This window comes from uncultured Bacteroides sp. (assembly GCF_958445495.1).
In the GTDB taxonomy this organism is placed as follows: domain Bacteria; phylum Bacteroidota; class Bacteroidia; order Bacteroidales; family Bacteroidaceae; genus Bacteroides.
This window is the reverse complement of record NZ_CAUCSQ010000015.1, coordinates 57,035-70,487: the sequence shown is the minus strand read 5'-3', so window position 1 is coordinate 70,487 and position 13,453 is coordinate 57,035. Positions and strand designations below refer to the sequence as shown.

The 13,453-nt window shown below is 49.3% G+C and carries 7 protein-coding genes; all 7 read left to right on the top strand.

The annotated features are described in order from the left end of the window. Nucleotides 1–45: 45 nt before the first annotated feature. The 7 genes from Q5076_RS07250 (at nt 46) to Q5076_RS07220 (ending at nt 13,115) form a co-directional block, all read left to right on the top strand. Nucleotides 46–3,240 (top strand): TonB-dependent receptor, encoded by a 3,195-nt coding sequence (locus tag Q5076_RS07250; RefSeq protein WP_303012055.1) that lies wholly within the window; start codon nt 46–48, stop codon nt 3,238–3,240. 37 nt (nt 3,241–3,277) lie between these two features. Beyond that, nucleotides 3,278–5,002, top strand: coding sequence for a RagB/SusD family nutrient uptake outer membrane protein (locus Q5076_RS07245; RefSeq protein ID WP_303012053.1), 1,725 nt, complete (start codon nt 3,278–3,280; stop codon nt 5,000–5,002). Between the two features lie 31 nt (nt 5,003–5,033). After that, the gene (locus Q5076_RS07240; RefSeq protein WP_303012052.1) at nt 5,034–6,074 is read left to right on the top strand and encodes a DUF5017 domain-containing protein; all 1,041 of its coding nucleotides are present in this window, start codon (nt 5,034–5,036) and stop codon (nt 6,072–6,074) included. Nucleotides 6,075–6,116: 42 nt separating this feature from the next. Beyond that, the gene (locus Q5076_RS07235) at nt 6,117–8,081 is read left to right on the top strand and encodes a PL29 family lyase N-terminal domain-containing protein (protein WP_303012050.1); all 1,965 of its coding nucleotides are present in this window, start codon (nt 6,117–6,119) and stop codon (nt 8,079–8,081) included. A 16-nt stretch (nt 8,082–8,097) separates the two neighbouring features. Next, nucleotides 8,098–10,659, top strand: coding sequence for a DUF4955 domain-containing protein (locus Q5076_RS07230; RefSeq protein WP_303012049.1), 2,562 nt, complete (start codon nt 8,098–8,100; stop codon nt 10,657–10,659). 200 nt (nt 10,660–10,859) lie between these two features. Beyond that, a complete protein-coding gene (locus Q5076_RS07225) occupies nt 10,860–11,804 on the top strand; it encodes a tRNA-dihydrouridine synthase family protein (protein WP_303012047.1) in 945 nt (314 codons plus the stop codon). Between the two features lie 27 nt (nt 11,805–11,831). After that, nucleotides 11,832–13,115, top strand: a complete 1,284-nt coding sequence (locus Q5076_RS07220; protein WP_303012045.1) for a DcaP family trimeric outer membrane transporter — start codon at nt 11,832–11,834, stop codon at nt 13,113–13,115. Nucleotides 13,116–13,453 lie beyond the last annotated feature (338 nt).

Here is a 13,453-nt window from a genome sequence, read left to right as displayed (position 1 = left end):
ATCTTTGCAAACGTAGATTCAATAAAATCACTTAATTTTTAATATATGAAAAAACATCTATCCAATCAGACTAGAAAAAGAATTCTCTCCTCACTCGGAATGATTCTGTTTTCTATTTCATTCGTACTTGCGCAAGTAGTTGTAAAAGGTACGGTGAAAGATAATTTAGGAGAAGGTGTTCCCGGAGCCAGCGTTCAGGTAAAGGGTACCTCTCAAGGAACCATCACCGATCTTGACGGGAAATTCACGTTAAACGTATCCGACAAGAATGCGATATTGGTAATCTCCTTCATCGGCTATACCACCGTCGAACAAAAAGTAAACACCCAGAAACCGATGGTAATCACACTGAAAGAAGATACAAAGACACTGGACGAAGTCGTTGTGGTGGGTTACCAGGAAGTGAAGAAACGGGATTTGACCGGAGCCGTCGCCAAAGCGAACATGAACGACATCCTGACCGCACCGGTCGCTTCATTCGACCAAGCCTTGGGAGGCCGCATCGCAGGTGTGAACGTGACGTCCGGAGAAGGCATGCCGGGCGGTACGATGAATATCGTGATTCGCGGTAACAACTCACTGACCCAGGAAAACTCCCCGCTCTACGTCATTGACGGATTCCCGGTAGAAGACGCTTCCGTGTCCAACACGCTGAACCCTTCGGACATCGAATCCATCGACGTCCTGAAAGATGCGTCCGCCACGGCGATATACGGCGCCCGCGGTGCCAACGGAGTAGTAATCGTAACCACGAAGAAAGGAAAAGTGGGACGCGCGCAGCTCTCCTATGACGGAAGCTTCGGAGTGCAGCACGTTACGCGCACGATTCCGATGATGGACGCCTATGAGTTCGTCAAACTGCAGAATGAAATGTATCCCGACGTAGCCGCCAGGTCATACCTGATGAACTACGAAGGCAAACAATGGACACTGGACGATTACCGCGACATCGAACAATACAACTGGCAAGACATGATTTTCCGCACCGCCTGGCAACAAAACCACACCGTACGCCTGACAGGAGGAACCGAAGGAGTGCGTTACAACGCCTCACTCTCCTATTTCGACCAGAACGGAACCCTGATAGAAACAGGATACAAACGTATGCAAGGACGTATGAACACCGTCGTTCGCCGCGGCAAGCTGAACATGAGCCTGACAACCAACTACTCACGGGCTATCCAGACCGGAAGCACTCCCTCGGAGAATTCCTATAGCGGTATGAACAACCTCTTCTACAGCATTTGGGGATACCGTCCCGTAACCTCGCCCGACACGCCGCTCTCTTACCTGAAAGACAGCTCCACGGACAACGCGGTAGATTCCAGCAACGACTACCGTTTCAACCCGTACAAGTCACAGCTCAACGAATACCGGAAAAACTATACCAACAACCTCCAGATGAACGGTTTCGCCGAATACGAGATACTGAAAGGGTTAAAAGTGAAAGTTTCCGCCGGATACACTTACGACTCCCGCAAGCAAGACCAGTTCAATAACTCCAACACCCGTTACGGAGGCCCGACATCAACGGACAAAGTAAACGCGCAGGTGATTCGCTACGACCGTCTGACCTGGCTGAACGAAAATACCGTCACATACCAGACCAACTTCAAAAAGAAACATTTCATCAATGCGCTGGCAGGTATTACTTTCCAGAATTCCGACTACGAATACTACTCTTTCCGTACCACCCACATCCCCAACGAATCACTCGGCATGGCGGGAATGAGCGAAGGAGAAGCCGGAGCCACATCATCCGAGAAATCATCGTGGGCGATGCTTTCCTACCTGGGAAGATTCAACTACAACTATAAATCCAAATACTACGCAACGGCTTCTTTCCGTGCCGACGGTTCCTCAAAATTCAGCAAAGAGCACCGTTACGGATACTTCCCGTCGGCTTCTCTGGCATGGACATTCACGGAAGAAGACTTCATGAGCCCTCTCAAAGACATCCTTTCCAACGGAAAACTGCGTGCCAGTTGGGGACTCACCGGTAACAACCGCGTAGGCGAATACGACTACTACGCCCTGCTTGAGGTGTTGAAATCCAGAGTCGGCTCATACACCTCTTCCAACTCGATTCCAAGCGGAGTGTACCCGTTCGACAACATCATCACTACCGGTACGGTTCCGACCTCCACTGCCAACAAAGATTTGAAATGGGAAACCACCGAACAATGGAATGTCGGGCTCGACCTCAGCTTCTTCAACGACCGCATAGGAGTAACGATGGATATCTACCGGAAAACAACGCGCGACCTGTTGCTGAACGCCTCACTGGTTCCCTCTTCCGGCTACAAATACGGAACCGAGAACATCGGTAAAGTAAGAAACGACGGTTTGGAATTAAGCATCAACACAGTCAATATCAAAACCCGGAATTTCAGTTGGTCGACCAACTTCAACATCGCGTTCAACAAGAACAAAGTATTGGCATTGTCCGAAAACCAGACGGCGCGCACCGTGGCCGTACAGTTCGACCAGAACTATAACAGCCAGCCGAGCTACATCGCCAAAGTGGGGCTCCCGATGGGTATGATGTACGGTTACGTCTACGAAGGGACTTACAAATACGACGATTTCAACCAGTCCGGCAACTCGTACACCTTGAAATCCAATGTCCCGCACTTCTCCACCGAGAACAACACACAGCCGGGTATGCCCAAATACGCCGACCTGAACGGCGACGGAGTCATAGACTCGAACGACCGCACCATCATCGGACGCGGCCTTCCGATTCACACGGGAGGATTCACCAATGACTTCTCATACAAAGGAATAGACCTGAGCATCTTCTTCCAGTGGTCATACGGCAACGACATCATGAATGCCAACCGCCTGTTCTTTGAAAGCTCCAACAACCGTTCACGCGAGTTGAACCAGTTCGCCAGTTATGCAAACCGGTGGACAGCGGACAATCCGACAAGCGACATTCCCGCCGCCACCAACTCCTCATCCAACCGCGTCATTTCATCACGCATCATCGAGGACGGCTCCTATCTCCGCCTGAAGAACATAACTCTGGGCTACACCTTCCCGAACAAGCTGACAAAGAAGTGGAAAATAGACAAAGCCCGCGTTTACGTGGCCGCCCAGAACATCTATACATGGACAGGCTATTCCGGTTATGACCCGGAAGTATCCATACGCAACAGCGCCATGACTCCGGGACTGGACTATTCTTCCTATCCGAGAGCCTATGCCGTCAGTTTCGGTATCAACCTGGGATTTTGATTAGTGGACAGTTAAATTTAAATTGTAAAATGAACTCATGAAAACAATAAGAATATCCGTCATAACATTGCTGGCATGCCTTCTCACCGCATCCTGCGATTTCCTGGACAAGGAACCGACCAAGTTAACTCCGGAGAACTACTTCAACACTCCCGAAGAAGCTTCTTCTTTCCTGACCGGTATCTACGCCATCCTCGCACAGCCTACCTTCTACGGAGGCGACTACATGTACCTCGTAGCCGGCGACGACTTGTCCCACTACGGAGGCAGCGGCCGCGGCCCCGCTTCTACCGGACTGATTTGCAACAATGCGACAAGCAGTGACGCCGCAGTGTCCGCTTTCTGGTATCTCCTCTATTCCGGCATCAACCGTGCCAACATGTTTTTGGAAAACATAGACAAGGTGAACGAAAGCGATTTCTCCGCCGGCGAGAAAGAGCAATACATTGCAGAAGCGCGCTTCCTGCGTGCGTTCTACTATTTCAACCTTGTAGAATGCTGGGGAGACGTACCTTTCAAGACCACTTCCACGCAATCCGTATCCAACCAGAACCTTCCCCGCACGGACAAACAGCAAATCTATGATTTCATCATCTCCGAAATGGCAGACGCGGCGGAGACCGGATTGAAATCGGCGGCCGAGCTGTCCTACAAACCGGGACGTATCTCACAATCCACCGCCTGGGGAATACTGGCGCGCGTCTACCTGTTCCGTGCCGGCGAACATTACCGGGAAGAACGCACAGCCACACAGGCTGAAACGAAAGATTACTTCGAGAAAGCAAGCTTCTACGCACAGAAAGTAAAAGCCGCCAACCATACGTTAGCCCCCAACTACTGGGACTTCTTCATCGACTTATGTTCCAACCAATATAACACGACCGCCAACGAAAGCATCTGGGAAGTCGAGTTTGCAGGCAACAATACTTCCGACACACAAGCGGAAGGACGTATCGGCAACATCATCGGCCTGTCCGGTCCGGACCTGTCCTCACAAAGCAACGTAATAGGAAAGAGCGACCCCGGCTATGCCTATGCCTTCATCTACTGCACTCCCAAGCTGTATAACCTTTACGTCAACAACAACGACATCAACCGTTTCAACTGGAGCATCGCCCCCTTCAAATATACGGAAGAAGGCGGAAAGAACACCGGCGTGACCGGCCGTGAGTTCTACGAAGAGGGCAAACTCGCCGAGATAATGACGCAATACGGTGAAAAGTCCTACCAGTACGGTGAAGGAGACAACCAGGTAAGAACCACGAAAAACGTGGCACGTGAATGCGGCAAATACCGCCGTGAATACGAAGCCGACAAGAAAGACAAGAACTTCACTTCCATCAACTTCCCCATACTCCGTTATGCCGACGTACTGCTAATGATTGCAGAAGCGGAAAACGAAGCGAACAACGGGCCTACCACCCTGGCATACGACTGCATCAACGAAGTGAGGAAACGTGCCGGACTGGACGACCTTCCCGAAGGCCAGTCGCAGGAAGTCTTCCGCCAGGCGGTAAAAGACGAGCGCGCCATGGAACTCTGTTTCGAGTACACCCGTCGTTTCGACCTTATCCGCTGGGGGGAATTCGTGAAGAACATGCAGGAACTGGTTCCCCTTGCCCAATCCGGCGAAAACTGGACGCAAGGCCCGAGCAACGTTTACACTTACTTCCAAGTGTCGTCTACTTACAACTACTTCCCTATCCCGGACGAAGAGATGAGCACCAACAAAGCCATCACGCAAAACAATCCGGGCTGGTAACCAAGTATTCACTACAAAAACTCAACGAATCATGAAAACATATAAAATCATCATCGCCTGTGCGGCAAGCCTCTTCCTGGGGGCTTGCAGCAACGAACTGGACGAAGACGTCACATTGGGCGTGAATATAGATACCAATGAAAATGTCAGTTTCGACGGACATATCATTACCGTAAAGAAAGGAACTCCCGTCACGTTCAACCTTACCGGCGACCCCGACTTCCTGACCTTCTTCAGCGGCGAAGAAGGCTGCAAATACCAATACAGGGAACGCCAGTTGATTGACCCGTCACAGATTAAATCGTCAAAGCTCGACATCTCGCTGTATTACGAATACGGTTCGGCCTCAATGGTAGAGAGCCGAATCTACATGTCCGACGACTTCCCCGGACTACAGAAAAACGACTTCGTGGCAGACTCCCTGCTTGTCGAACAATATGAGAATGACGGAGCCTGGCAAGCATTGGTTCCCAATGACGAGCTGGGTTATAAATTCCCGACCAAGACAAGCACTACGCAAACTTATACTTTTGACATGACCCAATACATCGGCAAAGAGATAACGGTCGCCATACGTTACAAAAGCATTGCCAATACAGCCGTCCAGCCGCGTCTGTACTTCACGCAGATGCATTTCACCAATGAGTTGCACAGCGGCACATCCCTGACATTCGGTGCAAGTTCCTTCGGCTTTACTCCGGTGAACATGAAAAACAGGTGTAACCTGTCCGACCAGACAGAAATGACATCAGACCGCGAATACGGAACCGCCAGCGGCAGCATCTCCGGAATCTGGAACCTGGAAACCATCAATACCGAATCGTTCTACCTGCATTCATCTCCGGAGGGCAATCCGCTGAAATACAGTTGGCTGGTATCCAACCCGTTCAAGATAAACTCTTGCGAACCGGACCAGGGAACGAAGATAAAAGACATCACCCAGAGTCTGGATTCATATACGTACACCTACGAAAAGGTGGGCATTTACAATGCGACATTCCTGGCACGGAACGCCAACATCGACCATTCATCCACCACGACCTATCATTTCGTAGTGAATGTGGTAGAATAAGAGAATAAAAAACAATAGTAAACAATTAATATACATATATCTATGAATTACTTTAAATCATTCCTGTTAACCGTATCTGTACTGTTCACACTGGCAGCATGTGATACAGACGACCTGAGAAATGACGTTGACGACCTGAAAGGCCGTGTAGAATCTTTGGAAGCGCAGGTTAGCCTGCTGAACGACAATATGACAGCCATCAAGCGACTGCTTGAAGGAGGACAGACCATTACGGAAGTGACTACGACAACCAACGGATACACCCTGAAACTGAGTGACGGAGAGACCATAACGCTGACCCAAGGCTCTGAAGGAAAGGTGAAATATCCGGAGATTACGGTGAATGATGAAGGACAATGGGTAGTAAACGGTGAGGTACTCATGCAAAACGGCATGCCTGTCCAGGCGGTAGGAACTCCCGGAAACGACGGTACAACTCCCAAGTTCCGGATTGCAGACGAAGGCGGTTACTGGCAAGTGAGCTATGACAACGAAAACACCTGGGAATTTGTCCTCGATGAAGACGGCAATAAAGTATCTGCCATAAGCGACGGCTCCGGAGAAAGCAGTTCAGACTCGTTCTTCGAGTCCGCAGGAATCGATGAAAGCGGGGAATTTTTCGTCGTTAAGCTCAAAGGGCAGGACGAAGCAATATCCATCCCTATCGTAAAAGACCTGTTGTGTGAAATCATCGAACCTGCAGAAGGCATGAATAACGGATATTGGGAAATAGGTTACGGCCAAACCGTTTCTACAACCGTCAAAGTTAAAGGCGACAACGTAATGGTGACCGCTCCGGCAGGATGGGTAGCTACCATAAGCGAAGCCAACGGACAGAATGAAGCCACACTGACCATCACGGCTCCGGCAAGCGCAGTGGCTGCAAACACACGCGCCACAGCAGACAACAGCAGTGATGTGACCGTACAGGTAAATAAAGGAGCGAATTGGGCAGTGGATAAGATTCAGGTAAAAGCGATACAAATCATTGAAAGCTATTACGCACTTTATGAAGCCGGAGAAAATATAGAAATCGGAAACATTTCCATTGACAAATCTACATTTGGCGAATCAGTATTGATAAGTCAGGATTCTGAAATCTCGACCGATGGCATATACTTCATTCAATCCGATGCAAAAATAACAATAGCAAAGAAAGGGTTCAATAAACTCATTCTAATCGCAGACTCTCCTTCTGCAAAGATTTCCGTAAAAAATAATCAAGCGTTCTTTAATATAACAGAAACAAATGCGAATTTCATCGCTAAAAACATTGAGTTTACAACAACTGCTAAGCCATTCATGCAAATAGCAAGCACCGGCATCAATATGCAAAACCTGATACTGGAAAACTGTAAGATAAATATTACAGAAGGCAGTAATTTCCTGAACGCCCACAATGGAGATGACAATGCAATAAACAACATTTCATTAACTAATAATACTTTTGCATTCCCCGTAACCGCTGATTGGAAAGCAACCCGTATTTTCAATCTTCAAAACAAAGATTTATCCGCATCCATTGTAATCAACAACAATGTATTTTACACGACTAACAAGAATTACCTCATAAACGGTACTATCCTCTTCATGGGTTCTACTGAAGAATGCGGTATCTACTCAGGAAAAGCGGAAATCAGCCACAATACATTCATCAATTTTGTAGCCAACTCCCAATCTCTGGTTCGCAGCAAGGTAACGGGAGAAGTTTCATTCACAAATCTGTTGTTCTGGCACAATAGTGAGACAAAGCGTACAGGTACTCTGATAAATACTCAAGGAGCAGCTCCCGGTATGCTTACTTTTGACATGCTGATTAATTATGTAACAGATAACTCCCAAGAAGTAACATACAGCCACTTCAACGGTACGGTTCCAGAGGGATACAAGAATACCCAGATAGAACTGACAGAAACCGACCCCTTCGACGGCGGAACCTTTGACCTTGAAAACGGCATCTTCATTCCCAATGCGGAATATGCCGAATACGGAGCATCCATCAACTAATACCACGGATTGAAATATGAAAAAAGTAATATCATTAATATGTACAGTCCTCCTCGTCGCACTCTATTCGTGCGACGAACGGGATGACTTGCGTTCCGACATCGACAACCTGAAAGAACGGGTTGCCAACCTGGAGGCAAGCATAGAACAGATGAACACGGACATCAGCAATTACCAGCAGATGGTAAGCGGAAAGATTCTGGTGGTAGGCTATACCCAAGACGAATTAGGGAACTACACGATAGAATTGAGCAACGGGGAAACCGTGAACATATACAGCGGCGAGGTCAATATGGACAACATGCCGTTATTCAGCGTCAACGCAGCGGGCAACTGGGCCTATACAATCAACGGAGTAACCACGGAGCTGCTCGTCAATGACGAACCTGTAAGCGCCATACCCGAAACCGGGGCAGAAGGCGTAAGCCCGAAAATGAAAGTCGATGCAAACGGATTCTGGCTGGTTTCCACAGACAACGGCGCCACATGGGAAAAGCTGGGCAATAACCAGATTGCCGACGGCACACAAGCGGTAGCCAGTGCCAGTTCCGTGTTCAGCAACGTAACCATAGACGAAGCGACAGGACAAATCACGTTTACCATCCGCGCCGACGGCAGCCAAGTGACAGTCGCCATCTACGGCCAGGACTTCTACCTGAACATCCAGCACACCGGAACAGTAACATTCGGACTCGGACAGACACAGGAATTCATTGTGGAACAAGCCAACGTGGAAACTGCAATCATCGAAAATCAGACATGGGGCATCAAGCTGGAAGAAACGAAACTCACCGTAACCGCTCCCAAGAACAACGCGAGAGGAGAAGAGTATGAAGACCAGCTCTGCATCAAGATATTCTCGAAGGAAGGCTACTGCCGGATAGTCAAGCTTCCGGTCAAGCTGCTGACTACCGCCATTGATGCAAACGCCACACTGGCCTGGCAAGAGTTCGTCAGCGGCAATGAGAAAAATGTCCTGCTCGACTTTTCGTATGCAGGATACATGCGCGGGGAAGCCTCCCCGCCCGAAACGGCAACCTTGCAAGCGCAAGGATACAAAGTCTACAACGTTACGGATTACGGAGCTATTCCCGACGACGGGCAGTCTGACCGGGAAGCGTTTATGAAAGTGCTGGCAGAAATTGCCGGCACTGATATTAATATATCACAGGAAGATGGAGGAGCGACAGACCGGTACACCAACGAGAATGCCAGAGCCATCATCTACTTTCCCGAAGGCAACTATATCCTGCAAGACAAAGAATCCAAAGACAAGACAATCCGGATGTCTATGGGCAACATCGTGATTAAAGGAGCCGGCAGGGACAAGACGACACTCGAAATGACCGTCGCCAACAACTCCCCGAACCCGGAAACGGAGATGTGGAAATCTCCCGTGATGCTGGAATTCAAACATAACAGCAGTTGGTCCGAAAAAGGTGCCAGTCCTGTCACCGAAGACGCCCCGATAGGAAGCAAGACCGTCACCGCTACCGCCAGCGGCCTGAAAAACGGCGACTGGGTATGCCTGATATTAGAGAATACGAACGATGATGTCATTAACGAAGAACTGGCGCCGCATCAATGGCAAGACATCAACATACAGGGAGGAGGAACTCCCAACATCAAAACCAAAGGCATCCAGATTTACGAGTACCACCAGATTGAAAGAATAAGCGGCAACAAGATTACTTTCAAAGAACCTATCATGCACGCCGTCAACAAAGACTGGGGCTGGAAAATAGCGAAATACCCCCATTATGAAAATGTCGGCGTGGAAGACCTCACCTTCAAAGGACACGCGAAAGAGAAATTCATCCACCACGGGTCTGATATAGACGACGGCGGTTTCAAGCTGATAGACTTCATACGCCTTACCAATTCCTGGATACGGCGCGTCAATTTCGAGAGCGTCAGCGAAGCTTTGTCCATCACAAACTCGGCGAACTGCTCGGCATACGACATACAAATCGGCGGCAACCGCGGACATGCCTCCATCCGTTCGCAGGCGTCTTCCCGCATTTTCATCGGAAAAGTAACGGAGAACAGCGACGGATACACGCTGAAAAAAGGAGAAGGAGAAGCGACGCTGGGCACATACCAGTCCAACGTAGGACAGTACCACGCTTGCGGTGTATCCAAACAGAGCATGGGAGCCGTGATATGGAATGTACGATGGGGAGACGATTCCTGTTTCGAGTCGCATGCCACACAACCCCGCGCTACCCTGATTGACCGCTGCACCGGAGGATTCATGCACTGGAGGCAAGGAGGAGATTCCGCACAGATGCCCAATCACATGGAGAACCTGACTATCTGGAATTTCCACGCGACCCGTGTACAAACCGACCCCGACATCGACAGCAACGGCTTCTCTTGGTGGGACGCCAACGGCTATTGGTGGAAATTCATGCCACCCATCGTGGTAGGTTTCCACGGAGAGTCCCTTGCATTCAACTCATCGGAAATGAAACGCCTCGAAAGCAACGGGACGCCCGTAGAGCCGTATTCCCTTTATGAAGCACAGTTACGCAACCGCCTGGGATATGTACCGGGCTGGCTGAATGCACTCAAATGAACTTTACACAGTTTTTCTAACCTGGAATAAAAACGTATATAAGAATTGGACTTTAATCAATTTAACCCCCTGAAAGGGAGGGACCGGGAGGTTCCTCTCTTTTATTTTTCCGGGCTTTTCCCTGCCGGAAGAAACAGATTTCCGCATCCAACCGGTACATAAATCACCGATTATATGTAAGTTTGCACAAAAATGACGCAATGCAAGAAATCCTCCCTATCCACTTCGCCCCGTTACAAGGCTATACCGAAGTAGTTTACCGGAATGCGCACGCCGCTTGCTTCGGTGGCGCAGATGTTTATTACACGCCTTTCGTCCGACTGGAAAAGGAAGGCTTCCGCCGCAAAGACATCCGCGGCCTCGAACCTGCCGAAAACCGCGTTCCCCGCCTAATCCCCCAGTTAATAGCCCCGACACCAGAGAAAGCGGAAGCGGTTTTGTCCCTTTTCATCGAGAAAGGATACACGGAAGCAGACATCAATCTGGGGTGTCCCTTCCCTATGCTGGCCAAACGCCATAACGGCTCCGGCCTCCTTCCTTACCCGGAAGAAGTGAAAGCGCTGCTGGAGCTGACCCTGAAATATCCCCGGATAAGCTTCTCGGTAAAGATGAGACTGGGTTGGGAACGTCCGGACGAATGCCTCGCACTGGCGCCCGTCATCAATGATTTTCCCTTGCGGCATATAACCATGCATCCCCGTCTGGGAAAACAGCAATATAAAGGAAAGGCGGACCTCGAAGGATTTGCCGCTTTCCTGCACCTTTGCAGGCATCCGCTTATCTACAACGGCGACATCGACAGCCCGGAAGACATCCGCCGGATTCAAAAGCTGTTTCCGGCAGTAGCGGGAGTCATGATAGGCAGAGGGTTGCTCGCAAATCCGGCTTTAGCCACGGAATACAAGGAGAACCGCAGCCTGACGCCCGACGAGATAAAAGAAAAGCTGTACGCCATGCACGCATCGGTCTATGAGCGGTATGCCGCTCAACTGGAAGGAGGCGACGCCCAACTTCTCAACAAGATGAAGGTTTTCTGGGAATACCTGATGCCGGATGCAGGCAAAAAACCATTGAAAGCGATTCATAAAAGTACGAGCCTTGATAAATATAACCGGGCAATCCATGCCTTTTTTGATGAATTATAAACTGATTGCCAGTTATTTTATGTAATTTTGCGCCCGTTTATAAACAAGCACATTATGAAAAAATACATTTTACTTTCTCTCTGCCTGACAATGGCGGCAGGCGGTTTCTCACAAGACAAGGACTTCAAATTCAAGTTTTACGGCCAGATTCGCACGGACCTCTATTACAACAGCCGGGCGAATGAAGAAACGGTAGACGGGCTGTTCTATATGTATCCGAAAGACAAGGTCCGCGACGAAAACGGGAATGACCTGAATGCTACTCCCAACAGTAATTTCTACACGCTTTATTCACGCCTGGGGGTAGACGTCGCCGGTCCCAAGTTGGGAACGGCCAAAACATCCGCCAAGGTAGAAGTCGATTTCCGCGGTACGGGGACTTCCTATTCGGTTATCCGTCTCCGCCATGCTTACATGAATCTGGATTGGGGGAAGTCCGCCCTCCTGCTCGGCCAGACCTGGCATCCGTTATTCGGGGATGTCTCGCCACAGATTCTCAACCTGTCCGTAGGCGCTCCCTTCCAGCCGTTCAGCCGCGCGCCGCAGATTCGTTACCGTTACGCAAACAAGAATTTCCAGTTGACAGGTGCTGCCGTATGGCAATCCCAATATCTGTCCCAAGGCATTGACCCGGACAATCCCGCCAAGAGCAAAAAGAGCCAGGAATACATAAAGAAAAGCTGCTTGCCGGAGATTTACATCGGAGCCGACTATAAAAACGGAGGTCTGCTTGCCGGGGCGGGAATCGAATTATTGTCGTTAAAGCCACGGACGGAAGCCGTCGGAAGCAACGGCAACAAATACAAGGTGGACGAACGCATCACCACGCTCTCTTACGAAGCGCACGTAAAATATACTTGTAAAAACTGGTTTGTGGGGGCTAAAAGCGTATTGGGGTCCAACCTCACGCAAGCGTCCGGTTTAGGCGGATTCGGCATTAAGTCTGCCGACGAGCGTACGGGAGAACAGAAATATACTCCGATTCGTTTCTCCAGCTCTTGGCTGAACGTGGTTTACGGGCAAAAATGGAAACCCGGCATCTTTATCGGATATGCCAAGAATATGGGAACAAGCGACGCTTTATATGCTCCCGACGGAGAAGCGCGGCTGTATGGAACGGGAACGAACCTCGACCAGCTTGTGACCGCCGGTGCAGAACTGACATACAACATCGCCCATTGGAAATTCGGCCTGGAATATACATTGAGTTCCGCATGGTACGGCTCTCTCAACGTGTCCGACGGGAAAATCAAGGATACGCACGCCGTATGCAATAACCGTATAGTGGCGGTTGCCATGTTTATGTTCTAAAAAGACAACTTATACAGGAATTACAAAGGGGCAAGTAAACTTATCCAAGTTTTAAGAAATATCGGGTAAACCAACTTAGGTATAACAAGCGAAGTTGTCAACTAAATCCAGTACAGTACGGTCCATACGCTTGAAACTATAATCTCTACTGTATGAAACCAAAGTTCCTACTGTATGAAACCAAAGTTTCTGCTGTATGAAACTAGAGTTTCTGCTGCATGAAACTAGAGTTTCTGCTGCATGGAACCAGAGTTTCTATTGCATGGAAACTGGAGTTTCCATACGGACGAAACTTCAGTTTCTTTCTATTGGAACTAGAGTTTCATACTGTAGAAACT